This window comes from Streptomyces sp. NPDC045955 (genome assembly GCF_056430805.1).
The window spans coordinates 116,861-138,675 of sequence record NZ_JBWKKY010000010.1 but is presented as its reverse complement, the minus strand read 5'-3'; the positions used below and the strand labels follow the sequence as shown (position 1 = coordinate 138,675).

24 protein-coding genes and 1 riboswitch are annotated in these 21,815 nt (G+C 70.8%); of the genes, 19 read left to right on the top strand and 5 right to left on the bottom strand.

Annotated features, from left to right (window positions below):
• The first annotated feature begins 33 nt into the window (after positions 1-33).
• The 8 genes from lepB to AC07F0_RS22030 all read left to right on the top strand — a co-directional run bounded on the left by lepB (position 34) and on the right by AC07F0_RS22030 (position 6,727).
• Positions 34-813, top strand: a complete 780-nt coding sequence (gene lepB, locus AC07F0_RS22065; RefSeq protein WP_478981189.1) for a signal peptidase I — start codon at positions 34-36, stop codon at positions 811-813.
• Complete coding sequence (locus tag AC07F0_RS22060) at positions 803-1,327, top strand: NUDIX hydrolase (RefSeq protein ID WP_478981187.1); 525 nt, start codon at positions 803-805, stop codon at positions 1,325-1,327. Before lepB ends, AC07F0_RS22060 begins: the two co-directional genes overlap by 11 nt.
• Positions 1,328-1,383: 56 nt before the next feature.
• On the top strand, positions 1,384-1,692 hold the full coding sequence (locus AC07F0_RS22055) for a DUF2469 domain-containing protein (protein ID WP_003993268.1): 309 nt from the start codon (positions 1,384-1,386) through the stop codon (positions 1,690-1,692).
• 93 nt (positions 1,693-1,785) lie between these two features.
• Positions 1,786-2,178, top strand: a complete 393-nt coding sequence (locus tag AC07F0_RS22050) for a YraN family protein (protein ID WP_436726384.1) — start codon at positions 1,786-1,788, stop codon at positions 2,176-2,178.
• The gene (locus tag AC07F0_RS22045; protein WP_478981185.1) at positions 2,178-3,803 is read left to right on the top strand and encodes a YifB family Mg chelatase-like AAA ATPase; all 1,626 of its coding nucleotides are present in this window, start codon (positions 2,178-2,180) and stop codon (positions 3,801-3,803) included. Before AC07F0_RS22050 ends, AC07F0_RS22045 begins: the two co-directional genes overlap by 1 nt.
• Complete coding sequence (dprA, locus tag AC07F0_RS22040; protein ID WP_478981183.1) at positions 3,800-4,960, top strand: DNA-processing protein DprA; 1,161 nt, start codon at positions 3,800-3,802, stop codon at positions 4,958-4,960. Before AC07F0_RS22045 ends, dprA begins: the two co-directional genes overlap by 4 nt.
• Before the next feature lie 272 nt (positions 4,961-5,232).
• The gene (whiG, locus tag AC07F0_RS22035) at positions 5,233-6,075 is read left to right on the top strand and encodes an RNA polymerase sigma factor WhiG (protein ID WP_478981181.1); all 843 of its coding nucleotides are present in this window, start codon (positions 5,233-5,235) and stop codon (positions 6,073-6,075) included.
• A gap of 94 nt (positions 6,076-6,169) precedes the next feature.
• Positions 6,170-6,727 (top strand): TetR/AcrR family transcriptional regulator, encoded by a 558-nt coding sequence (locus AC07F0_RS22030; RefSeq protein WP_478981418.1) that lies wholly within the window; start codon positions 6,170-6,172, stop codon positions 6,725-6,727.
• A 43-nt stretch (positions 6,728-6,770) separates the two neighbouring features.
• On the opposite strand, the gene AC07F0_RS22025 is transcribed toward AC07F0_RS22030, so the two are convergent.
• Positions 6,771-7,346, bottom strand: coding sequence for a peptidoglycan DD-metalloendopeptidase family protein (locus AC07F0_RS22025; protein WP_478981179.1), 576 nt, complete (start codon positions 7,344-7,346; stop codon positions 6,771-6,773).
• Positions 7,347-7,619: 273 nt separating this feature from the next.
• On the opposite strand from AC07F0_RS22025, the gene rpsB reads away from it, so the two are divergent.
• From rpsB to AC07F0_RS21995, 6 genes are all read left to right on the top strand, one after another.
• Positions 7,620-8,540: a 30S ribosomal protein S2 gene (rpsB, locus tag AC07F0_RS22020; RefSeq protein ID WP_478981177.1), complete on the top strand. Its 921-nt coding sequence runs from the start codon at positions 7,620-7,622 to the stop codon at positions 8,538-8,540.
• A gap of 176 nt (positions 8,541-8,716) precedes the next feature.
• A complete protein-coding gene (gene tsf / locus AC07F0_RS22015) occupies positions 8,717-9,553 on the top strand; it encodes a translation elongation factor Ts (RefSeq protein ID WP_020272900.1) in 837 nt (278 codons plus the stop codon).
• Positions 9,554-9,737: 184 nt separating this feature from the next.
• Positions 9,738-10,496 (top strand): UMP kinase, encoded by a 759-nt coding sequence (pyrH, locus tag AC07F0_RS22010; protein ID WP_010044452.1) that lies wholly within the window; start codon positions 9,738-9,740, stop codon positions 10,494-10,496.
• A 165-nt stretch (positions 10,497-10,661) separates the two neighbouring features.
• Positions 10,662-11,219 carry a ribosome recycling factor gene (gene frr / locus AC07F0_RS22005; RefSeq protein WP_059422066.1) on the top strand — a complete coding sequence of 186 codons (558 nt, stop codon included), beginning with the start codon at positions 10,662-10,664 and terminating at the stop codon, positions 11,217-11,219.
• Positions 11,219-12,367, top strand: a complete 1,149-nt coding sequence (locus AC07F0_RS22000; RefSeq protein WP_478981175.1) for a phosphatidate cytidylyltransferase — start codon at positions 11,219-11,221, stop codon at positions 12,365-12,367. The genes frr and AC07F0_RS22000 overlap by 1 nt, the downstream gene beginning before the upstream one ends.
• A 123-nt stretch (positions 12,368-12,490) precedes the next feature.
• The gene (locus AC07F0_RS21995) at positions 12,491-12,940 is read left to right on the top strand and encodes an SRPBCC family protein (protein WP_478981173.1); all 450 of its coding nucleotides are present in this window, start codon (positions 12,491-12,493) and stop codon (positions 12,938-12,940) included.
• Positions 12,941-12,992: 52 nt separating this feature from the next.
• On the opposite strand, the gene AC07F0_RS21990 is transcribed toward AC07F0_RS21995, so the two are convergent.
• Positions 12,993-13,214, bottom strand: a complete 222-nt coding sequence (locus tag AC07F0_RS21990; protein WP_478981171.1) for a hypothetical protein — start codon at positions 13,212-13,214, stop codon at positions 12,993-12,995.
• 170 nt (positions 13,215-13,384) lie between these two features.
• Here AC07F0_RS21990 and rlmN point away from each other — a divergent pair, with 170 nt between their 5' ends.
• The 5 genes from rlmN to AC07F0_RS21965 all read left to right on the top strand — a co-directional run bounded on the left by rlmN (position 13,385) and on the right by AC07F0_RS21965 (position 19,306).
• Positions 13,385-14,491 carry a dual-specificity RNA methyltransferase RlmN gene (gene rlmN, locus AC07F0_RS21985; protein ID WP_436726376.1) on the top strand — a complete coding sequence of 369 codons (1,107 nt, stop codon included), beginning with the start codon at positions 13,385-13,387 and terminating at the stop codon, positions 14,489-14,491.
• 40 nt (positions 14,492-14,531) lie between these two features.
• Positions 14,532-14,638, top strand: a riboswitch (TPP riboswitch).
• 124 nt (positions 14,639-14,762) lie between these two features.
• On the top strand, positions 14,763-15,800 hold the full coding sequence (locus AC07F0_RS21980; RefSeq protein WP_478981417.1) for a thiamine ABC transporter substrate-binding protein: 1,038 nt from the start codon (positions 14,763-14,765) through the stop codon (positions 15,798-15,800).
• Positions 15,776-17,464, top strand: a complete 1,689-nt coding sequence (locus tag AC07F0_RS21975; RefSeq protein WP_478981169.1) for an ABC transporter permease — start codon at positions 15,776-15,778, stop codon at positions 17,462-17,464. Before AC07F0_RS21980 ends, AC07F0_RS21975 begins: the two co-directional genes overlap by 25 nt.
• Positions 17,464-18,483, top strand: coding sequence for an ABC transporter ATP-binding protein (locus AC07F0_RS21970; protein WP_478981167.1), 1,020 nt, complete (start codon positions 17,464-17,466; stop codon positions 18,481-18,483). The genes AC07F0_RS21975 and AC07F0_RS21970 overlap by 1 nt, the downstream gene beginning before the upstream one ends.
• Positions 18,484-18,508: 25 nt before the next feature.
• On the top strand, positions 18,509-19,306 hold the full coding sequence (locus AC07F0_RS21965) for a maleylpyruvate isomerase family mycothiol-dependent enzyme (RefSeq protein ID WP_478981165.1): 798 nt from the start codon (positions 18,509-18,511) through the stop codon (positions 19,304-19,306).
• A gap of 60 nt (positions 19,307-19,366) precedes the next feature.
• On the opposite strand, the gene AC07F0_RS21960 is transcribed toward AC07F0_RS21965, so the two are convergent.
• The 3 genes from AC07F0_RS21960 to AC07F0_RS21950 all read right to left on the bottom strand — a co-directional run bounded on the left by AC07F0_RS21960 (position 19,367) and on the right by AC07F0_RS21950 (position 21,784).
• Complete coding sequence (locus tag AC07F0_RS21960; RefSeq protein ID WP_478981163.1) at positions 19,367-20,026, bottom strand: LAETG motif-containing sortase-dependent surface protein; 660 nt, start codon at positions 20,024-20,026, stop codon at positions 19,367-19,369.
• A 204-nt stretch (positions 20,027-20,230) separates the two neighbouring features.
• Positions 20,231-21,352, bottom strand: a complete 1,122-nt coding sequence (locus tag AC07F0_RS21955; protein WP_478981161.1) for an LOG family protein — start codon at positions 21,350-21,352, stop codon at positions 20,231-20,233.
• A 24-nt stretch (positions 21,353-21,376) separates the two neighbouring features.
• Positions 21,377-21,784 carry a VOC family protein gene (locus tag AC07F0_RS21950; protein WP_436726370.1) on the bottom strand — a complete coding sequence of 136 codons (408 nt, stop codon included), beginning with the start codon at positions 21,782-21,784 and terminating at the stop codon, positions 21,377-21,379.
• Between the last annotated feature and the right edge of the window lie 31 nt (positions 21,785-21,815).

Sequence of the window (21,815 nt, the reverse complement as noted above, 5' to 3'; positions counted from 1 at the left end):
CCCGGTCGGTACCCCCGGGTAGGGTGCGGACCCATGGGTGGCGAGAGCATGACGCACACGGCCCCGCGCAGCGGTGGCACAGGCCCGGGCCCGGTGGGCAGCCGGACCGGACAGCGGTTGTCCGGGCTGGCCGTCGCACTGGGCCTTGTGCTGTTCCTCGGGGGTTTCGCCTGGGGTGCGGTGGTCTACCGGCCGTACACGGTGCCCACCAGTTCGATGACGCCGACGATCGACGCCGGCGACCGGATCCTCGCGCAGCGCGTCGACGGCGGCGAGGTGCGCCGCGGTGACGTCGTCGTCTTCAAGGACGCCACCTGGGCCAACGCGCCGATGGTCAAGCGCGTGGTCGCCGTCGGCGGCGACACGGTCGCCTGCTGCCAGGACGGCAAGCTCAAGGTCAACGGCAAGGAGATCGACGAGACGTACCTGCCCAAGGGCACACCGGCGGAGATGAGCAACTTTCCGACGGTGACCGTCCCCAAGGGCCGTCTCTTCCTCCTCGGTGACGAGCGGGGCAATTCCGTGGACTCCACCGCCCACCTCACCGACGCCGCCAGCGGCACGGTGGCCCGTTCCGCCGTGGACGCCCGCGTCGACTCCGTGGTCTGGCCCATGAAGGGCATGCTGGAGCGGCCCACCGGCTTCGAGGCGCTCGGCACCCTGTCCTCGCCCGGACCGCTGCGGACGATCACCGCCCTGGTGATCGCCGGCGCCGTGCTCGTCCTGGGCGGGGGCGCCTACGGCCCCGTCGCCAAGCGCACGGGCGCGTCCCGGGCCCAGCGGGCGAGCGCGGAGCCCGCCGGTGTCCGCTGAGGCCCTGGGGGCGGGCCAGGACGGCTACGCGGGCGGGCTGCGCAAGGTCGCCCGGGTCGTGCTGCTCGACCCGCAGGACCGCATCCTGCTGCTGCACGGGCACGAGCCGGACGATCCGGCCGACTACTGGTGGTTCACCCCCGGCGGCGGTGTGGAGGGCGAGGAGACCCGTGAGGAGGCAGCCCTGCGGGAACTCGCCGAGGAGACGGGCATCACCGAGGTCGAGCTGGGTCCGGTGCTGTGGCGGCGGATGTGCTCCTTCCCGTTCGCGGGCCGCCGCTGGGACCAGGACGAGTGGTACTACCTGGCTCGAACGGACCGTACGGCGGTCCGGGCCGCGGGGCTGACCGAGCTGGAGCGGCGCAGTGTCGCCGGAGCGCGCTGGTGGACGTGTCCGGATCTTTCCCGGGCACATGAGACGGTGTATCCGACCAGACTCGCCGGGCTGCTGCGCACGCTGCTCGACGAAGGTCCCCCGGCCAGGCCCGTGATCCTTGACCCGGAAATCGTCTAGGGGCGCACGGGACTGGCGCACAATGGTGGGATCGCACGGCTGAAGGGGAACATGCCATGAGCGCCGAGGACCTCGAGAAGTACGAGACCGAGATGGAGCTGAAGCTCTACCGGGAGTACCGCGATGTCGTCGGTCTGTTCAAATACGTGATCGAGACCGAGCGGCGCTTCTACCTGACCAACGACTACGAGATGCAGGTGCACTCGGTCCAGGGCGAGGTGTTCTTCGAGGTGTCCATGGCGGACGCCTGGGTGTGGGACATGTACCGGCCGGCGCGGTTCGTGAAGCAGGTCCGTGTCCTCACGTTCAAGGACGTGAACATCGAGGAGCTGAACAAGAGCGATCTCGAACTGCCGAGCGGATGACGCTCCCTGAGGGGGATGCTCACCCACACGGGTGACTGACTTTTCCACAGCCGCTGAGCTGTCCACCAAGATCCACTTCGTGGGGGCGGGTGCGTGATCGTTGGCGCCGGAGGTGGTGCCGACATGAACGCACGCAGTGCGATGGGCAGGTACGGAGAGACTCTGGCGGCCCGGCGGCTGGCGGAGAGCGGACTGACGGTCCTGGAGCGCAACTGGCGCTCGGGCCGGGCCGGAGAGATCGACATCGTGGCCAGGGACGGGGACGTCCTGGTCGTCTGCGAGGTGAAGACCCGCAGGGAGGGTCCCTTCGAGCATCCGATGGCCGCCGTGACCCCGCAGAAGGCGGAGCGGCTGCGGGACCTCGCCGAGCGGTGGATCCAGTCGCACGGGGGCGCGCCGCCCGGCGGGGTCCGCATCGACGTGGTCGGGGTGCTGCTGCCGGCCCGCGGCGCGGCCGTGGTCGAGCATGTGCGGGGGGTGGCCTGATGGCATTCGCCCGCACGTGTTCGGTGGCGCTGGTGGGCGTCGAGGGCGTGGTCGTCGAGGTCCAGGCCGACCTCGAGCCGGGTGTCGCGGCGTTCACGCTGGTCGGACTGCCCGACAAGAGCCTCACGGAGAGCCGGGACCGGGTGCGAGCCGCGGTCGTCAACTCGGGCACGGCCTGGCCCCAGAAGAAACTCACGGTCGGCCTCAGTCCGGCCTCCGTCCCCAAGTCCGGCAGCGGCTTCGACCTGGCCGTCGCCGCGGCCGTTCTCGGCGCGGCCGAGCGCATCGACCCCCGGGTCCTCGCCGACATCGTGATGATCGGCGAACTGGGGCTGGACGGGCGGGTACGGCCGGTGCGGGGGGTCCTGCCCGCGGTGCTGGCGGCGGCGAACGCGGGCTATGAGCAGGTGGTCGTGCCCGAGTGCGCCGCCGCCGAGGCGTCCCTCGTGCCCGGCATCTCCGTACTGGGCGTGCGGAGCCTGCGCCAGCTGATCGCCATCCTGGCCGACGAACCCGTGCCCGACGAGGATCCGGACGAGCAGGGCCGCCCGGATCCGCTCCTCGCAGGCCTGCGCATGCCGGGCACGGGCGCCGCCACGGGCATGCACAGCGTCGGAGCGGCCCAGCACGAGTCCGGCCACGACTTGGCGGACGTCGTCGGGCAGATCTCGGCGCGCACGGCGGTGGAGGTGGCCGCGGCGGGCGGGCACCACCTGTTCCTGGAAGGGCCTCCCGGCGCCGGCAAGACGATGCTCGCGGAGCGGCTGCCTGCCATCCTGCCCCGGCTCGGCCGGCAGGAGTCACTGGAGGTCACCGCAGTCCACTCGGTGGCGGGCCTGCTGCCCCCGGGCAAACCCCTGATCGACGTCGCCCCCTACTGCGCCCCGCACCACTCGGCCACCATGCAGGCGCTCGTCGGCGGCGGCCCGGGCGTCGCGCGGCCCGGCGCGGTGTCGCTGTCCCACCGGGGAGTCCTCTTCCTGGACGAGACACCCGAGTTCAGCAGCCACGCCCTGGACGCGCTGCGCCAGCCGCTGGAAGCGGGGCATGTCGTCATCGCGCGCAGCGCGGGAGTGGTGCGCTTCCCGGCGAAGTTCCTGATGGTGCTGGCGGCCAACCCCTGCCCCTGCGGCCGGTTCTCGCAGCGGGACGACCTGTGCGAATGCCCGCCCTCCGCGATCCGCCGCTACCAGGCCAGGCTCTCCGGCCCGCTGCTCGACCGGGTCGACCTGCGCGTGGAGGTCGACCGCGTCACCCGCACCGAGCTGACGTCCTCCGGCGCGCGGGGCGAGTCCACCGCGACGGTCGCCGACCGCGTACGGGCGGCGCGGGAGCGCGCTACGGAGCGCCTCGCCGGCACTCCGTGGCGCACGAACAGCGAGGTCCCCGGCCGTGAGCTGCGCAGCCGCTGGTACGCCGTGTCCGGGGCGATGGACGAGGCCGAGCGGAGCCTGGAGCGGGGCGTCCTGACGGCCCGCGGCCTCGACCGCGTACTGCGCGTGGCCTGGACCGTCGCCGATCTCGTCGGCCACGACCGGCCCGACGCGACGGACGTCGCCCTCGCGCTCCAGTTGCGCACCGGTGTCCCGAGGGGCGTGCCCATGGCCATCGGAGCGCTGACATGAGCGTCGCCGGCGAACCGGACGACGAGCTGCTCGCCCGGGTCTTTCTCACCCGCGTCATCGAACCCGGTGACGAGATCGCTGGGCGGTGGGTGCGGGAGTCCGGGGCGCGAGAGGTGGCCCGGCGGCTCGCGGAGGGCGGGCGGCCCCTGACCGGGATGAGCGGGAAGCGGTGGAAGGGGCTGCTGGCCAGGGCCGAGGTGGCCCGACCGCGTGCGGACCTCGCCGTCGCCCGGGAGGCCGGGGTGCGGTTCGTCGCCCCCGGGGACGTGGAGTGGCCGGGGCAGCTCGACGATCTCGGGGATGCCCGGCCGCTGGGGCTGTGGGTGCGTGGGCGGGCCAGTCTGCGGATGTGGGCGCTGAGGTCGGTGGCCGTCGTCGGCGCCCGCGCCTGCACCGAGTACGGGGCGCACATGGCAGCCACCCTCGCCGCCGGCCTCGCCGAGCAGGGCTGGGTCGTGGTGTCCGGCGGCGCCTACGGAGTCGACGGCGCCGCCCACCGAGGCGCCCTCGGCGCGGACGGCGCCACCGTCGCCGTCCTCGCCTGCGGCGTCGACCGCCCCTACCCGCGCGGACACACCCAGCTGATCAGCAGAATCGCCGGGCAGGGACTGGTCGTCGGAGAGTTGCCGCCCGGCGATCACCCGACTCCGAGCCGGTTCATCCTGCGCAACCGGGTGATCGCGGCACTCACCCGCGGCACCGTGATCGTCGAGGCCGCCCACCGCAGCGGCTCCCTGGTCACGGCACGGGCGGCACAGCGCCTCGGCCGGTACACCATGGGCGTACCCGGCCCGGCCACCAGCGGACTGTCCGCAGGGGTGCACGAGCTGCTGCGCGGCGAGGCGGCCCTGGTCACCGACGCCGCGGACGTGATCGAACTGGTCGGCGACATCGGACAGCTGGCCCCCGACCGGCGCGGCCCCGTCCTGCCCCGCGACCTGCTGGCACCGGCCACCCGCCAGGTGCTCGCCGCGCTGCCCTCCGGCCGGGCCGCCCGGCCGGACGAGATCGCGCGCCGCGCACAGACCGCACACGACGACGCGGTCGCGAGACTGTACGAACTGCGGGCACTCGGTTACGTCGAACGACACGGCGACGGCTGGAAGTTGACACGCCAGGCGATGATGTCGGTCCGCGGCGGTCCGGGGCCCTGCTGACCGCGCCGGTTCGGCCGTCCGGGGGAACCCCGACATCCCTTGGAAATTCCCTCAGTTGGGGTTCTCCGGTGATCACACCGACCGAGCTCGCCGACCCGGTCGGACGCCCTGAGGAACGTATCTGCGCCCTTCTTGACCTCCGTCCTTCGCGCACCGCGACACCCCAGTCACGCTACGCTCACGAGGGTCCCGACAGGGACAGGCAACTCGACATCCGACAGACAGCCCACCCCAGCAGCACCACTCCGCAGCAGAACGGCACAAGGCGACGAATGCCCCAGCACACCTCCGGGTCCGACCGGGCGGCGATCCCCCCAGCCGCCCGTGACGGTGGCAGCGTGCGGCCGCCCGCTCCCTCGACGCTCGACGAGCTGTGGCGGTCGTACAAGGCGACGGGAGACGAGCGGCTGCGGGAGCAGCTGATCCTGCACTACTCGCCCCTCGTGAAGTACGTCGCCGGCCGGGTCAGTGTGGGCCTGCCGTCCAACGTCGAGCAGGCGGACTTCGTCTCGTCCGGGGTGTTCGGGCTGATCGACGCCATCGAGAAGTTCGACATCGACCGCGAGATCAAGTTCGAGACCTACGCGATCACCCGGATCCGGGGCGCGATGATCGACGAACTGCGGGCCCTGGACTGGATCCCCCGGTCGGTGCGGCAGAAGGCGCGCAACGTGGAGCGCGCGTACGCCACGCTGGAGGCACGGCTGCGGCGCACGCCGACCGAGGGCGAGGTGGCCGCCGAGATGGGCATCGCGGTGGAGGAACTCCACGCGGTGTTCAGCCAGTTGTCGCTGGCCAACGTGGTGGCCCTGGAGGAGCTGCTGCACGGCGGGGCCGAGGGCGGCGACGGCCTGAGCGTCATGGACACCCTGGAGGACACCGCCGCCGACAACCCGGTCGAGGTCGCCGAGGACCGGGAGCTCCGCAGGCTCCTCGCGCGGGCGATCAACACGCTGCCCGAGCGTGAGAAGACCGTGGTCACGCTGTACTACTACGAGGGGCTCACCCTGGCCGAGATCGGGAACGTGCTGGGCGTGACCGAGAGCCGGGTCAGCCAGATCCATACCAAGTCGGTGCTCCAGCTGAGAGCGAAACTGGCGAGCTTCGGCCGCTGACCAGGCCGTACGGCGACGATGCGGCGGGAGCCACTCCCGTCGGGCCCGGCGCGTCCGTACAGTGGTCGACGTGCCAAGGATTCGAGCGGCCTCCGTGGCCGAGCACCGGTCGATGCAGCGAGCCGCCCTGCTGGACGCGGCTCGCGCCTTGTTGTCCGAGGGCGGTACGGAGGCGCTGACCTTCCCGGCCCTCGCCGAGCGGACGGGGCTCGCGCGGTCGTCCGTCTACGAGTACTTCCGGTCCCGGGCGGCCGTGGTCGAGGAGCTGTGCGAGGTCGACTTTCCCGTCTGGGCGGCGGACGTGTCGGCGGCGATGGAGCGGGCGGGGACGGCCGAGGCCAAGGTCGAGGCGTATGTGCGGCGGCAGCTGGAGCTGGTGGGGGACCGGCGGCACCGGGCCGTGGTCGCGATCTCGGCGAGTGAGCTGGACGCCGGGGCCCGGGAGAAGATCCGGGCGGCGCATGGCGGGCTCGTCGCGCTGATCGTCGAGGCGCTGGGTGAGATGGGGCATGAGCAGCCCCGCCTGGCGGCGATGCTGGTGCAGGGAGTCGTGGACGCGGCGGTGCGGCGGATCGAGCTGGGGGCCGCGGAGGAGCCGGGCGCCATCGCGGACGCGGCGGTGAGTATGGCTGTGCGGGGTGTGCGCGGCTGAGCCGCGCGGTGCCGGCGGAGCGGCGCGACTGCCCGCAGCTCACTCAAGAGACCGGCAGGAGTCTCGACGGGCCCCTGTGCAGGAGCCACGGAGGCAGCAGCGCCAGCGGGTTGACGTAGGTGTCACCTCTGCGCAGGCCCCAGTGCACGCACGTGGTCGTGCAGTGGGAGCCCGTCGCGTCCACCGTGCCGATCACCTCGCCCGGTTCGACCTCCTCGCCCTCCTGTACCGTCGCCGTCACCGGCTCGTAGGTCGTGCGCAGGGGCGGGTCGCCCGTACCCGTGAGATCCACCGAGACCACTTCCTTGCCGGCCACCCTGCCGGCGAACGCCACCCGGCCCGCCGCCACCGCCCGTACCGGCGTCCCGGGGGCTGCCGCCAGGTCCACGCCTCGATGGCCGGGGCCGTAGGCCGACGCCGGGGGTTCCCAGCCGCGCAGGACCCGGGGCCGTAACCCCACGGGCCACGCACGTCCCACCGCCGGGACGGTGGCGTCCGGGACGGGCGGCGCGGCGCCGGCCGCGAACAGGGGCGGCGGTGGGGCCAGCAGGGCCGTCACCGTCACGACCAGCAGCAGGATCAGCCGCGTCCCCACACGCACACATCGTTTCGCTCGCATGCCGAAAGCCTCCCGGACCGCCGCCCGTCACCGGCCCCGGCTGTGGACCGCCGTCCGGTTGTGGACAACGGCGTCACCCGGTGCCCCGCGGGTCCCGTACACTTCTGGTGGCGATCCGGGTCACCGGGTCGACTTCGCACGCCCCGATACGCACCCCGGCAACGGGCCGTATCAGCGCCCCTCGGTCCCTCGTGGCACGGCGCGCAGCGGGCGTCAGGCGCGGAGGCCATCCGGCATCCGCGGCACAACCGAGAAGCACAAGGAGATACGGCCATGGCCGTCGTCACGATGCGGGAGCTGCTGGAGAGCGGCGTCCACTTCGGTCACCAGACCCGTCGTTGGAACCCGAAGATGAAGCGCTTCATCTTCACGGAGCGCAACGGCATCTACATCATCGACCTGCTCCAGTCGCTGTCGTACATCGACCGCGCCTACGAGTTCGTCAAGGAGACCGTCGCCCACGGCGGCACGGTCATGTTCGTCGGCACGAAGAAGCAGGCGCAGGAGGCCATCGCCGAGCAGGCCACCCGCGTCGGCATGCCCTACGTCAACCAGCGCTGGCTGGGCGGCATGCTCACCAACTTCTCGACCGTCTACAAGCGTCTGCAGCGCCTCAAGGAGCTCGAGCAGATCGACTTCGAGGACGTCGCCGCGTCCGGGCTGACCAAGAAGGAGCTTCTCGTGCTCTCGCGCGAGAAGGCCAAGCTGGAGAAGACCCTCGGCGGTATCCGCGAGATGCAGAAGGTGCCCAGCGCCGTCTGGATCGTGGACACCAAGAAGGAGCACATCGCCGTTGGTGAGGCCCGGAAGCTGAACATCCCGGTCGTCGCGATCCTCGACACCAACTGCGACCCCGACGAGGTCGACTACAAGATCCCGGGCAACGACGACGCGATCCGCTCCGTCACCCTGCTCACCCGCGTCATCGCCGACGCCGTCGCCGAGGGCCTCATCGCCCGCAGCGGTGTCGCCACCGAGGGCAAGGGCGAGAAGGCCGCGGGCGAGCCGCTGGCCGAGTGGGAGCGCGACCTGCTCGAGGGCGAGAAGAAGGCCGACGAGGCTGCCCCCGCCGCTGAGGCCGCCCCGGCCGCCGAGGCTGCTCCGGCCGCTGAGGCTGCTCCGGCCGCCGAGGCCGCCCCCGCCGCCGAGGCCACCCCCGAGGCCGAGAAGCCGGCCGAGGCCGAGCAGGCCTGACCCGTCAGTCCGGGGTGACGGCGGGAGCGGTACTGCATCACCAGCGCCGTCGGCGCGGTGTGAAGTCCGCTCCCGCCGTTCACCCGTAGGTCAGCGGCAGGACAGTGCGCTCCGGCTCCATGGAGCGCATCCGCAGATCTTCGATCTTCCAGACTTCGAGAGAGATTCACAGACTCATGGCGAACTACACCGCCGCCGACGTCAAGAAGCTCCGTGAGCTCACGGGCGCCGGCATGATGGACTGCAAGAAGGCGCTGGACGAGGCCGAGGGCAACGTCGAGAAGGCCGTCGAGGCGCTTCGCATCAAGGGCCAGAAGGGCGTCGCCAAGCGCGAGGGCCGTTCCGCCGAGAACGGTGCCGTCGTCTCGATCATCGCCGACGACAACTCCTCCGGTGTCATCGTCGAGCTGAAGTGCGAGACGGACTTCGTCGCCAAGGGCGAGAAGTTCCAGGCCGTGGCCACGGCCATCGCCGAGCACGTCGCCAAGACCTCCCCGGCCGACCTCGAGGCCCTGCTCGCCTCCGAGATCGAGGCCGGCAAGACCGTCCAGGCGTTCGTGGACGAGGCCAACGCCAACCTGGGCGAGAAGATCGTCCTGGACCGCTTCGCCCAGTTCGCCGACGGTTACGTGACGGCGTACATGCACCGCACGATGCCCGACCTGCCCCCGCAGATCGGTGTCCTCGTCGAGCTGGACAAGCCGAACGCGGAGATCGCCAAGGGCGTCGCCCAGCACATCGCCGCCTTCGCGCCGAAATACCTCTCCAAGGAGGACGTGCCGGCCGAGGTCGTCGAGTCCGAGCGCCGCGTCGCCGAGGAGACCACCCGCGCCGAGGGCAAGCCCGAGGCCGCCCTGCCGAAGATCGTCGAGGGTCGCCTCAACGGCTTCTTCAAGGACGCCACGCTGCTCGGCCAGCCCTACGCGCTCGACAACAAGAAGTCCGTCCAGAAGGTCCTGGACGAGGCCGGTGTCACCCTGAAGCGCTTCTCGCGCATCAAGGTCGGCATCTGAGTCCGTACCGCGATCGACGCCCGGCCCCGATAGGGTCGGCAGCAGTCGTCCCGGTACGCCGTCACAGGGGTGGCGGACGACAGCAGATCTGACGAGGAGGCCATTGCCGTATGGGATGCGAACCACGCCCCACCGGCAATGGCCTTCTTCGTATGTGCAACACGTGAAAGAGGCGGGATCCCCCATGACCACCAAGGCCCAGAAGAGCGACGACGGCAAAGTGCGCGGCCGGTTTCTGCTGAAGCTGTCCGGAGAGGCCTTCTCCGGCGGTGGGGGCCTGGGCGTCGACCCCGACGTGGTGCACAAGATCGCCCGCGAGATCGCGGCCGTCGTACGCGACGGTGCGCAGATCGCGGTCGTCATCGGCGGCGGCAACTTCTTTCGCGGTGCCGAGCTCCAGCAGCGCGGCATGGACCGGGCCCGCTCCGACTACATGGGCATGCTCGGCACGGTCATGAACTGCCTGGCCCTCCAGGACTTCCTGGAGAAGGTGGGAGTGGACTGCCGGGTGCAGACCGCCATCACCATGGGCCAGGTGGCCGAGCCGTACATCCCGCTGCGCGCCGTGCGGCATCTGGAGAAGGGCCGTGTGGTCATCTTCGGTGCCGGTATGGGCATGCCGTACTTCTCCACCGACACCACCGCCGCCCAGCGCGCCCTGGAGATCGACGCGGAGGCGCTGCTGATGGGCAAGAACGGCGTGGACGGGGTCTACGACTCCGACCCGAAGACCAACCCGGACGCGGTGAAGTTCGACCACCTCGGCTACGGCGAGGTCATCACCCGTGACCTGAAGGTCGCCGACGCCACGGCCGTGACGCTGTGCCGCGACAACAAGCTCCCGATCGTGGTCTTCGAGCTGCTGGCGGAGGGCAACATCGGACGTGCCGTCAAGGGTGAGAAGATCGGCACGCTGGTGGGGGACCCCGGCAGCCGGGACTGAGACCCGAGAACAACCCCGTCCGGGGGATGGACGGGACGGAGCCGGGCCGGGGGATGGACAATGGTCCACCGGTCGGGAACCGTGCAGGAAGAAGACGCGACGCAGCCGGCCGCCGCCCCACATGGAACCGCAGCCGGGCCTACTCAAGACACGCAGGAGCAAGTGGTGATCGAAGAGACCCTCCTCGAGGCCGAGGAGAAGATGGAGAAGGCCGTCGTGGTCGCCAAGGAGGACTTCGCCGCGATCCGCACCGGCCGTGCGCACCCGGCGATGTTCAACAAGATCGTGGCCGACTACTACGGCGCGCCGACCCCGATCAACCAGCTGGCCTCGTTCTCGGTGCCCGAGCCGCGTATGGCCGTGGTGACCCCGTTCGACAAGAGCGCGCTGCGCAACATCGAGCAGGCGATCCGCGACTCCGACCTGGGCGTCAACCCGAGCAACGACGGCAACATCATCCGAGTGGTGTTCCCCGAGCTGACCGAGGAGCGCCGCCGCGAGTACATCAAGGTCGCCAAGAGCAAGGGTGAGGACGCCAAGGTCTCCATCCGCTCCGTGCGCCGCAAGGCCAAGGACGCCATCGACAAGCTGATCAAGGACGGCGAGATCGGCGAGGACGAGGGCCGCCGTGCGGAGAAGGAGCTCGACGACACCACCCACAAGTACGTGGCGCAGGTGGACGAGCTCCTGAAGCACAAGGAAGCGGAGCTGCTCGAGGTCTGATGAACGACTCTTCCTGGGGGGCGCCGCCACAGGCCGGGTACTGGGGGCCCACCGACCAAGGGCATGGCCGAGGGCGCGCCCACCCTGGCCATGGGCATGCCCACACCCCTGGCCAGGGGCACGTCCAGGGAGCCGCTCCGGCGGGTCCCGCATACGATGCGCATGAAGCGCCTCAGACCCGCCCCGTGCCCATCGTGCCCGACGTAGCCGCATACGGCGGAAACCAGGATGACGACCGGGGGGCTGCTCGGCTGAGCGGCTCTCCGGTCCGAAACGAGACGAATCCGGAGCCCATGCCCGACGCCGCAGAGCCGGCACCCAAGCCGCAGAAGAAGAGCGCGGGTCGCGACCTGAGTGCCGCGATAGGGGTCGGGGTCGGGCTCGGCGCGGTGATCGTCGCGTCGCTGTTCGTCGTCAAGGCCGTGTTCGTCGGCGTGATCGCGGTCGCCGTCGTGGTGGGCCTGTGGGAGCTGACCAAGCGGCTGGACGAACGCAAGGGCATCCGGGCGCCCCTCGTGCCGCTCGCGCTCGGCGGTGCGGCGATGGTCGTCACCGGGTACGTCCGGGGCGCCGAGGGCGCCTGGGTCGCCATGGGGCTCACGGCACTGGCCGTGCTGGTGTGGCGCATGACGGAACCGCCCGAGAACTACCTCAGGGACGTCACGGCGGGCGTCTTCGCGGCGTTCTACGTGCCGTTCCTGGCGACGTTCGTCGCGATGATGCTGACAGCGGACGACGGGGCGCAGCGGGTGCTCACGTTCCTGCTGCTCACGGTGGTCAGCGACACCGGTGCCTACGCGGTCGGCTGGCGCTTCGGCCGGCACAAGCTCGCCCCGCGCATCAGCCCAGGTAAGACCCGCGAGGGTCTGCTCGGCGCGATCTCCTTCGCGATGGTGGCGGGCGCGCTGTGCATGCAGTTCCTCATCGACGACGGTGCCTGGTGGCAGGGCCTGGTGCTCGGCCTCGCGGTCGCGGTCAGCGCCACGCTGGGCGACCTCGGCGAGTCCATGATCAAGCGGGACCTCGGCATCAAGGACATGGGCACGCTGCTGCCGGGGCACGGCGGCATCATGGACCGGCTGGACTCGCTGCTGCCCACGGCTCCGGTGGTGTGGCTGTTGCTCGTGCTCTTCGTCGGGTCCGGCTGAGGCGATACGGCTGTGCAGCGAGCTCCCCTCGGGTGACCGGCGGGGGCTCGCTGTCGTTGTGCGGAGGTGCCTGCGACGTCTCCAAGTGGGACGATTCAGGTGTACGCCGCGAAGGGGGACATCATGTCCAGCATTCGACAGACCATCGATGTCGACCGGCGTCCCAAGGACGTCTACGACTACGTCACGGACGCCCAGCGGCTGCCGGAGTGGCAGCTGAGCGCCGTGTCCGCAGAGCGCCTTGATGAGGGGCCGGTCGGTGTCGGCTCCCGGATGCGGGTCACCCGGCACGTCGGCCGCCGGGTCATGCCGATGACCATGGAGGTCACGGAGTACGACCCGCCGCACAGCTGGAGCATGCGGGGTGTCGACGGCCCCGTCCGGGCGCGCGTGCACGGCGAGGTCGAGCCGTTCGACGAGGGGCGCCGCTCCCACGTGACGATCGAGGTCGACTTCGAGGGCCACGGCGTCGGCAAGGTCCTCGTCCCGCTCGTCGTACGCCCCCAGGTCCGCAAGGAACTGCCGCGCAACGAGCAGCTCCTCAAGGACCTTCTGGAGCACACGGGCCAGTAGGGGCGGGTCGAGCTGGTTCCACCAGCCGAAGGCGATCCAGCGGGAACGCTGATCATGCGAAGGGCGACAGACCCTTGCCCTCGAGGTGGGCGAGCAACGAGTCAACGCATGCGTCTGCCGTGGCCAGGTCGGCACGGAAGAACGAGTCCTCGCCAAGCGGCCCACCGCTGACGATGACCATCCACGCCGCCCGTCGCTCGGCCATGCGGTCACCGTCGACCTTGAAGACGGTCGTGACTCCGCGCTCGGCCAGCCACTCCATCAGTTCAAGCATGTCCACCCGCACCCCTCCGGAGAGATCATCCCACCCCCAGTGGCGCGCCCTCCGGGCCGTCCCTGGGACGTGCGAGGCCGATCGACGATGACAGACGGCGATCACGGGTGACCGCCCCCACCCCGCTCCGGCCTGGGCCACCGGAGTCGATCTGCCACACTGGACGGGTTATGCCTGCACCCGGAGAACTCACTTTCGTCGCCCCGCGCGGAGCCAAGAAGCCGCCGCGGCATCTCGCCGACCTCACTCCTGCCGAGCGCAAGGAGGCCGTTGCCGCTGTCGGGGAGAAGCCGTTTCGTGCCAAGCAGCTCTCGCAGCACTACTTCGCGCGGTACGCGCACGATCCGGAGCAGTGGACCGATATTCCGGCCGGCTCCCGTGGTCGGCTCCAGGAGGCGCTGCTTCCCGAGCTGATGACCGTCGTACGGCATCTGTCGACCGACCAGGGCACCACGCGCAAGACACTGTGGCGGTTGTTCGACGGGACGCTGGTCGAGTCCGTGCTGATGCGTTACCCGGACCGGGTGACCATGTGCATCAGCTCGCAGGCCGGGTGCGGGATGAACTGCCCGTTCTGTGCGACCGGGCAGGCGGGGCTCGACCGGAATCTGTCCACCGCCGAGATCGTGCACCAGATCGTGGATGGTATGCGGGCGCTCAGGGACGGGGAGGTGCCGGGCGGGCCGGCGCGGCTCAGCAACATCGTGTTCATGGGTATGGGTGAGCCGCTCGCCAACTACAACCGGGTCCTCGGCGCCATCCGGCGGCTCACCGACCCCGAGCCCGACGGGCTGGGGCTCTCGCAGCGCGGGATCACCGTCTCGACGGTCGGTCTCGTCCCGGCCATCCACCGGCTCGCCGACGAGGGCCTCAAGTGCCGGCTCGCCATCTCGCTGCACGCCCCCGACGACGAGCTGCGCGACACCCTCGTCCCCGTGAACACGCGGTGGAAGGTCCGCGAGGTGCTGGACGCCGGCTTCGAGTACAGCGCCAAGTCCGGGCGCCGGCTGTCCATCGAGTACGCGCTGATCCGGGACATCAACGACCAGGCCTGGCGCGGTGACCGGCTCGGGCGGATGCTCAAGGGCAGGCCCGTGCACGTGAACCTGATCCCGCTCAACCCGACGCCCGGGTCGAAGTGGACGGCTTCCCGGCCGGAGGACGAGAAGGCGTTCGTGGAGGCCATCGCCGCGCATGGTGTGCCGGTGACGATCCGGGACACCCGTGGTCAGGAGATCGACGGGGCGTGTGGTCAGCTCGCCGCCACCGAACGGTAGTCTGACCGGCGTAAGCACAACCGTGTTTTCCGACACCTTCATATTCCGACAGGGGAGCGCCACAGCGCTGAGAGTGCGGCACACGGCCGCAGACCCTCCGAACCTGGCCCAGGTCATTCTGGGTAGGGAGATCGGTCATCACTCGAGCTGTTGCGCCCTGCCCGGGACTCCCAGAGGTCCCGGGCAGGGCCGCGTCTTCTCCTGGTCCTCCAGGAGGAATCCAGTGAGCAACACCATCAAGCGGCTGACGGCGGTGGCCGTCGGGCTCGGCATGGCCGCCACGCTCGCCGCGTGCGGGTCGTCCGACGGCGGCCAGGGGTCCGGCGACTCCAAGACCGTGACGCTCGTCAGCCACGACTCGTGGGCCGCCTCGAAGGACGTCATCGCGGCCTTCGAGAAGCAGTCCGGCTACAAGGTCAACGTCCTCAAGGACGGCGACGCCGGGCAGGCCGTGAACAAGGCCATCCTGACCAAGGACAACCCGCAGGGCGACGTCTTCTTCGGCGTCGACAACACACTGCTGTCCCGCGCCCTCGACAACGGCCTGTTCCAGCCGTACGAGGCGAAGGGCTCGGACCGGATCGCGCCGGAGTACCGGGCCGACCAGGACAAGCACCGGGTCACACCGATCGACACCGGCGACATCTGCGTCAACTACGACAAGAAGTACTTCGCCGACCACAAGCTCGACCCGCCGCGCAGCTTCGGCGACCTGGTCAAGCCCGAGTACAAGAACCTCCTGGTCACCGAGAACGCCTCCACCTCCTCGCCCGGGCTCGGCTTCCTGCTCGGCACCGCCGCGAAGTACGGCGACGGGGGCTGGGAGGGGTACTGGAAGAAGCTCAAGGCCAACGGCGTGAAGGTCGTCGACGGCTGGGAGCAGGCCTACAACGAGGAGTTCTCCGGCTCGGCCGGCGGCAAGAAGGCCAAGGGCGACCGGCCGCTCGTCGTGTCGTACGCCTCCTCGCCGCCCGTCGAGGTCGTCTACGCCGACCCGAAGCCCGCCGCGGCACCGACCGGGGTCGCGCAGGGCACCTGCTTCCGGCAGGTCGAGTACGCCGGGCTGCTGAGCAACGCCAAGAACGCCAAGGGCGGCAAGGCGCTCCTCGACTTCCTGATCAGCGAGCGGTTCCAGGAGGACATGCCGCTCAACATGTACGTGTACCCGGTGCGCGAGGGCGCCCAGGTGCCGCCGGAGTTCGTGAAGTACGGGCCGCAGGCCAAGGACCCGGAGACCATGGACCCGGCGAAGATCGCCGACAACCGTGATCAGTGGGTCAAGTCGTGGACCTCGCTCGTACTGAAGTAACCGGTGCGACCGACGCGGCCGTCCGCAGGGACCGGCGCGGGAGCGCGGCGCGGCTCGGGCTCATCGCCCTGCCCGTCGCGTTCTTCGCGGTCTTCTTCGCCTACCCCGTCGCCGCGATCGTCGCGCGGGGCCTGAAGGTCGACGGGGTCTGGCAGTTCGGGCGGATCGGCGAGGTGCTGGCGCAGTCCGACGTCCGGCACGTCCTGTGGTTCACCACCTGGCAGGCGATCGTCTCGACGGTGCTCACGCTGCTGGTCGCGCTGCCCGGCGCGTATGTCTTCGCGCGCTTCGACTTCCCGGGCAAGCAGGTCCTGCGGGCGGTCGTGACCGTGCCGTTCGTGCTGCCGACGGTCGTCGTCGGTACGGCGTTCCTGGCGCTGGTCGGGCGTGGTGGGCTGCTCGACGAAATGGGGGGCGTGCGGCTGGACACCACCGTGTGGGCGATCCTGCTCGCGCACGTCTTCTTCAACTACGCGGTCGTCGTACGGACCGTCGGAGGGCTCTGGGCGCAGCTCGACCCGCGGCAGGAGGAGGCCGCGCGGATGCTCGGGGCGTCGCCACTGCGGGCCTGGCGGCAGGTCACGCTGCCGGCGCTGGCGCCCGCCGTGGCCGCCGCCGCGCTCATGGTCTTCCTGTTCACCTTCACCTCCTTCGGTGTCGTCCAGATCCTCGGCGGGCCCACCTTCTCGACGCTGGAGGTGGAGATCTACCGGCAGACGTCGGAGATCTTCGACCTGTCCACGGCGGCCGTGCTGACATCGATCCAGTTCGTCGCGGTGGGCGCGATCCTCGCCCTGCACGCCTGGACCGTACGGCGGCGGGAGACCGCGCTGCGGCTGGTCGACCCGTCCGTGACCGCGCGCCGCCCGCGCGGCACCGGGCAGTGGGCGCTGCTGGGCGGAGTGCTCGTCACCGTCGTCGTGCTGCTCGTGCTGCCGCTCGCCGTGCTGGTGCAGCGGTCCCTGGACGCGCCCGGCTTCGGCTACTACCGGGCGCTGACCAGGGACGACGGCGGAGTGTTCCTGGTGGCGCCGATCGAGGCGATCGGCAACTCACTGGAGTACGCCGTTGCCGCGACCGCCATCGCCGTGGTGATCGGCGGTCTCGCCGCCGTCGCGCTCACCCGCCGGGACGCCGGGCGGTTCGTGCGCGGCTTCGACGCGCTGCTGATGCTGCCGCTCGGGGTGTCCGCGGTGACCGTCGGCTTCGGGTTCCTGATCTCCCTGGACGAGCCGCCGCTGGATCTGAGGTCCACCTGGATCCTGGTGCCGCTCGCGCAGGCGCTGGTCGGGGTGCCGTTCGTCGTGCGGACGATGCTGCCCGTGCTGCGGGCGGTGGACGTGCGGCTGCGGGAGGCCGCCTCGGTGCTGGGGGCCTCGCCCTGGCGGGTGTGGCGTGAGGTGGATCTGCCGATGGTGCGGCGGGCGCTGCTGATCGCGGCCGGGTTCGCCTTCGCGGTGTCGCTCGGGGAGTTCGGGGCGACGGTGTTCATCGCGCGGCCCGACAACCCGACGCTGCCGGTGGCGGTGGCGCGGCTGCTGGGGCGGCCCGGCGAGCTGAACTACGGCCAGGCGATGGCCCTCTCGACGATTCTGATGGTGGTGTGCGCCGTGGCCCTGCTGGTGCTGGAGAGGCTTCGCACGGACCGGAGCGGGGAGTTCTGATGCTGCTGGCCCTGGAGGGCGCGACGGTCCGTTTCGGCGGGCGTGCCGTGCTGGACGCCGTCGATCTGGAGGTCGCCGAGCACGAGGTCGTGTGCGTGCTCGGGCCCAGTGGCAGCGGCAAGTCGACGCTGTTGCGGGTCGTGGCGGGGCTTCAACCCCTCGGCTCCGGGCGGGTCGTGCTCGACGGGCGCGACCAGGCGGGCGTGCCCGCACACCGGCGCGGGGTCGGGCTGATGTTCCAGGACCACCAGCTGTTCCCGCAGCGGGACGTGGGCGGCAACGTCGCCTTCGGGCTGCGTATGCACGGGGCGTCGAAGCGGCAACAGGCCGATCGGGTACAGGAGTTGCTGGACCTGGTCGGTCTGCCGGGCGCGTCCCGCCGGGCCGTCGCGGCGCTGTCCGGCGGGGAGCAGCAGCGGGTGGCGCTGGCCCGGGCCCTGGCGCCGAGCCCCCGGCTGCTGATGCTGGACGAGCCACTGGGGCAGCTCGACCGGTCGCTCAGGGAGCGGCTGGTCGTCGAACTGAAGGAACTCTTCGGCCGGTTGGGCACGACCGTGCTCGCGGTGACGCACGACCAGGGGGAGGCCTTCGCACTGGCCGACCGGGTCGTGGTGATGCGGGACGGGCGGATCGCCCAGTCCGGTACGCCTCTTGAGGTGTGGCAGCGGCCGGCCGACGCCTTCGTGGCCCGCTTCCTCGGCTTCCAGAACGTCGTCGAGGCGACGGTCGGGGCGGAGGCCGCGGACACGCCGTGGGGCAAGGTCCCGGTGCCGGAGGGCGCCCCGCAGGGCACGCGGACCCTGCTCGTACGGCCCGCCGGTGTGCGTCTGGTGCCCGCCGGCACGGGCCTGCGCTGCACGGTGACCGCGCGCACCTTCAAGGGCACCCATGTCGCCGTCCACCTCCAGCCGGAGGACGCCCCGCGCCTGGAGGCGGCGTGCGCGCTGCGGGCGGCGCCGGAGACCGGGGACGAGGTCGGGGTGGAGTTCGACGCGGCCGAAATCGTGGTGCTCGACTGATCGGCTGCCGCCTAGGGTGCGGGGCATGACGTTACTCGCGCACGACCGCCACTGCGACGAAATCGCCCACCAGGTGGCCCTGTTGAGGGCCGTGGTCACCTCCGGGGCGGACCTGTCCGGCACGGTGCCGACCTGCCCGGACTGGTCGCTGGAGGACCTGGTCCGGCACATGGGCGGCGCCCTGCGCTGGGTGGAGTTCATCGTGCGGACCCGGGCCGAGGAGGAGGTGCCCGAGGAGCGGGTGCCGGGCTTCGCCGGACCCGCAATCCGAGGTGACGCCGCCGTACTGGACGCATGGCTGGCGGAGGGCGGCGAGCAGGTCGTCGCAGCGCTTCGGGAGGCCGGGCCGGACACGAAGGTGTGGAGCTGGGCGGGGATCCTCAACTCCGGCTTCTGGGCCCGCCGGATGACGCACGAGATCACCGTGCACCGCGCGGACGCCACGCTCGCCGCCGGGCTGCCCTACGAGGTCGCGCCCGACGTGGCCGCCGACGCGATCGACGAGTGGCTCCAGATCGTCGAGTTCGTCCAGCGGACGGCACCGCACGACGCGGCGCGGGAACTGCGCGGCCCGGGCCGCAGCATCCACCTGCACGCCACCGACACCGGCGCCGACCTCAACGCCGAGTGGTTCATCGAACTCACCGAAGCCGGCGTCACCTGGCGCCGCGGCCACGAGAAGGCCACCGTCGCCCTGCGCGGGCCGCTCACGCCCGTCCTGCTCGCGTTCTACCGTCGGCTGCCGCTGGACGCACCGGAGTTGGAGGTGCTGGGGGAGCGGGAACTGCTGGAGTTCTGGCTGGAGCGGGCGACGTTCGGGTGAGACGGGACGTGGCCCGCCCCATGGATCACGGGACGGGCCACGTCATGGCGTGCGGAGGCGTCAGCTGTCGCTGCTGTTCGCCCCGCGACGGCGCATGCCGAAGAACACCGCGCCGCCGCCGACGACGACCAGGGCCGCCGCGATGCCGGCGATGATGCCGGTGTTGGAGTCGGCACCGGTCTCGGCGAGGTTGGATTCACCGGCCGCGGGCGCGGGCGCGTTGCCCGCCGGCGTGGTGCTCTCGCTCTCCGACGGCGACGGAGCCGGGGTGTCGGTCTCCTCGGCCGGCTTCGACGGGGAGGCCGACGGGGTCGGCGTGGCCGGCGGGGTCGCCGGCGGCTTCTCCTCTTCCTTCTTGCAGGCCGTGGCCGGGGTGACGAGGTTCGGCTTGATGTCCTCGTCGACGTACGGAGTGGCCTTGACGTGGATGCGGTACTCCGCGTTCGGCTTCCAGTTCTCGGCGAAGGTGATGGTGGTGCCTTCGCGCGTGCCCTTGACCACCTGCTCGCCGACCTTCTTCACGTCGGCGCCGTTGTTCTCCAGGTACACGGTGATCGTCGCCGGGACACCGGCGGGGTCCACGTCGGTGACGGTGATGACGCCCTTGTCGCCATCGCACTTCGCCTCGGCCGAGAACTCGTTGATGTTGCAGGCGAGCGCGTTGCCGGCGGCACCGAGCGCGAGGGCGGCCGAGGCGGAGACGACACCGAGGATCCGCACGGAACGTGCGACGGTACGACGCGAAGCCGTACGGCGTGATACGGACAGAACTGCCACGTTTGTCCTTTACAGGATGCGCAAATGCGGGGGGTGGAGGCAGTGCTGACTGAGCATCAGCACTACCGGGAGGCTCTCAGGTCTATAAGCGTCGCATAAGTAGTGTCAACGCATATGCAGACTGCAAGCACTTGCTTTGCCAGCTTATTAACCGCCGAGACGTTTCAACGCCTCCGGTGCCTCCTCGATCCGCTCCACGAGCGCGATGCGGGCCTCCATCGAACGGCCCCTGGCCAGCGACTGGAGCAGTGGCCACGTCGGCAGCTTCTCCGTCCAGTGCGCCCGGTTCACGAGCACCATCGGCGTCGGCTCGCCGCGCGACTCGTAGTAGTTGGGCGTCGCGTTGTCGAAGATCTCCTGGACGGTCCCGGCGGCCCCCGGCAGGAACACCACACCCGCGTTGGACCGGGCCAGCAGGCCGTCCTCGCGGGTGGCGTTGGCGAAGTACTTGGCGATGTGCGACGCGAAGGCGTTCGGCGGCTCGTGGCCGTAGAACCAGGTCGGGATCCCCACGGAACGCCCGCCCTGCGGCCAGCGCGCGCGTATCTCGAAGGCGGCCGCCGCCCACTGGGTGACCGACGGCGTGAAGTGCGGTGCCTTGGCGAGCAGTTCGAGCGCCTCGGCGAGCATCTCGTCGCCGAACGGGGCGGCGTACGCGCCGAGGTTCGCGGCCTCCATCGCGCCCGGACCGCCGCCCGTGGCGACCGTGAGACCGGCACGGGTCAGCTCCCGGCCTAGCCGCGCCGCCCCCGCGTACTCCTGTGTGCCACGGGCCATCGCGTGGCCGCCCATCACGCCCACGACCCGGGCGCCGGACAGGAGTTCGTCGAGCGCGTCCGAGAGGGAGTCGTCGTGGACCGCGCGCAGCATGGAGGCGTAGACGTCCCGGTCCGCCTTCGTGCGCTGGAACCAGGCGTAGGACTGGGCGTCGGGCGTGGCCTCGTAGCCGGCCGGCAGCGACTCGAAGAGCTCGTCCGGCGTGTAGACATGGCCGCGGTACGGGTCGAAGGGCAGGTCGGGGACCGGCGGGAAGACCAGGGCGCCGTCCGTGCGGATCTTCGCGGCGGCCTCCTCGCGCATCGCGCAGCCGAGGAAGACGGCACCCGCGGTGTCCGTGCCGAGCAGTTCGCGCGTACGGTCCGTCAGATCGACGGCCTGGACGCGGTGACCGGCGAGCGTGCCGCGTGCCGCGACGGTCGCGTCGAACTCCTCCAGCGTCTCGATCTCACGGTCGTCATGGTGGGCCGCATGGGCGGGCATCGTCTGCACGCGCCCATGCTGGCACAGCGCCCCTCAGCCCTCGACGGCCGCCGGGTCCATCCACACGACCTCGAAGGTGTGGCCGTCCGGGTCGTCGAAGGCGCGGCCGTACATGAACCCGTGGTCCTGCGTCTCGCCGGAGACGGAACCGCCCGCCGCGACCGCCTTCTCGACCAGTTCGTCGACCTTCTCGCGGCTCTCGGAGCTGAGCGCGATCAGCACCTCGCTGGTCTTCTTCGCGTCCGCGATCTCCTTCTTGGTGAACTGGGCGTACTTCTCCTTGGTGTGCACCATCACCACGATGGTCTCGCTGATCACGACCGAGGCGGTGGTGTCGTCGCTGAACTGCTCGTTGATCGAGTAGCCGAGCTCCGTGAAGAACTTCTTCGAGGCGTCCAGGTCGCTGACGCACAGGTTCACGAAGATCATCTGCTGGTACATGCGAGGTCTCTCCCATCGGGTGTGTCGTTAC

What these genes read in the sequence shown, in the direction of transcription:
- lepB (WP_478981189.1), top strand. Translation starts at nt 34, where the DNA reads ATGGGTGGCGAGAGCATGACGCACACGGCCCCGCGCAGCGGTGGCACA.
- AC07F0_RS22055 (WP_003993268.1), top strand. Translation starts at nt 1,384, where the DNA reads ATGAGCGCCGAGGACCTCGAGAAGTACGAGACCGAGATGGAGCTGAAG.
- AC07F0_RS22045 (WP_478981185.1), top strand. Translation starts at nt 2,178, where the DNA reads ATGGCATTCGCCCGCACGTGTTCGGTGGCGCTGGTGGGCGTCGAGGGC.
- dprA (WP_478981183.1), top strand. Translation starts at nt 3,800, where the DNA reads ATGAGCGTCGCCGGCGAACCGGACGACGAGCTGCTCGCCCGGGTCTTT.
- whiG (WP_478981181.1), top strand. Translation starts at nt 5,233, where the DNA reads ATGCCCCAGCACACCTCCGGGTCCGACCGGGCGGCGATCCCCCCAGCC.
- AC07F0_RS22025 (WP_478981179.1), bottom strand. Translation starts at nt 7,346, where the DNA reads ATGCGAGCGAAACGATGTGTGCGTGTGGGGACGCGGCTGATCCTGCTG.
- rpsB (WP_478981177.1), top strand. Translation starts at nt 7,620, where the DNA reads ATGGCCGTCGTCACGATGCGGGAGCTGCTGGAGAGCGGCGTCCACTTC.
- tsf (WP_020272900.1), top strand. Translation starts at nt 8,717, where the DNA reads ATGGCGAACTACACCGCCGCCGACGTCAAGAAGCTCCGTGAGCTCACG.
- pyrH (WP_010044452.1), top strand. Translation starts at nt 9,738, where the DNA reads ATGACCACCAAGGCCCAGAAGAGCGACGACGGCAAAGTGCGCGGCCGG.
- AC07F0_RS22000 (WP_478981175.1), top strand. Translation starts at nt 11,219, where the DNA reads ATGAACGACTCTTCCTGGGGGGCGCCGCCACAGGCCGGGTACTGGGGG.
- AC07F0_RS21995 (WP_478981173.1), top strand. Translation starts at nt 12,491, where the DNA reads ATGTCCAGCATTCGACAGACCATCGATGTCGACCGGCGTCCCAAGGAC.
- AC07F0_RS21990 (WP_478981171.1), bottom strand. Translation starts at nt 13,214, where the DNA reads ATGCTTGAACTGATGGAGTGGCTGGCCGAGCGCGGAGTCACGACCGTC.
- rlmN (WP_436726376.1), top strand. Translation starts at nt 13,385, where the DNA reads ATGCCTGCACCCGGAGAACTCACTTTCGTCGCCCCGCGCGGAGCCAAG.
- AC07F0_RS21980 (WP_478981417.1), top strand. Translation starts at nt 14,763, where the DNA reads ATGGCCGCCACGCTCGCCGCGTGCGGGTCGTCCGACGGCGGCCAGGGG.
- AC07F0_RS21970 (WP_478981167.1), top strand. Translation starts at nt 17,464, where the DNA reads ATGCTGCTGGCCCTGGAGGGCGCGACGGTCCGTTTCGGCGGGCGTGCC.
- AC07F0_RS21965 (WP_478981165.1), top strand. Translation starts at nt 18,509, where the DNA reads ATGACGTTACTCGCGCACGACCGCCACTGCGACGAAATCGCCCACCAG.
- AC07F0_RS21950 (WP_436726370.1), bottom strand. Translation starts at nt 21,784, where the DNA reads ATGTACCAGCAGATGATCTTCGTGAACCTGTGCGTCAGCGACCTGGAC.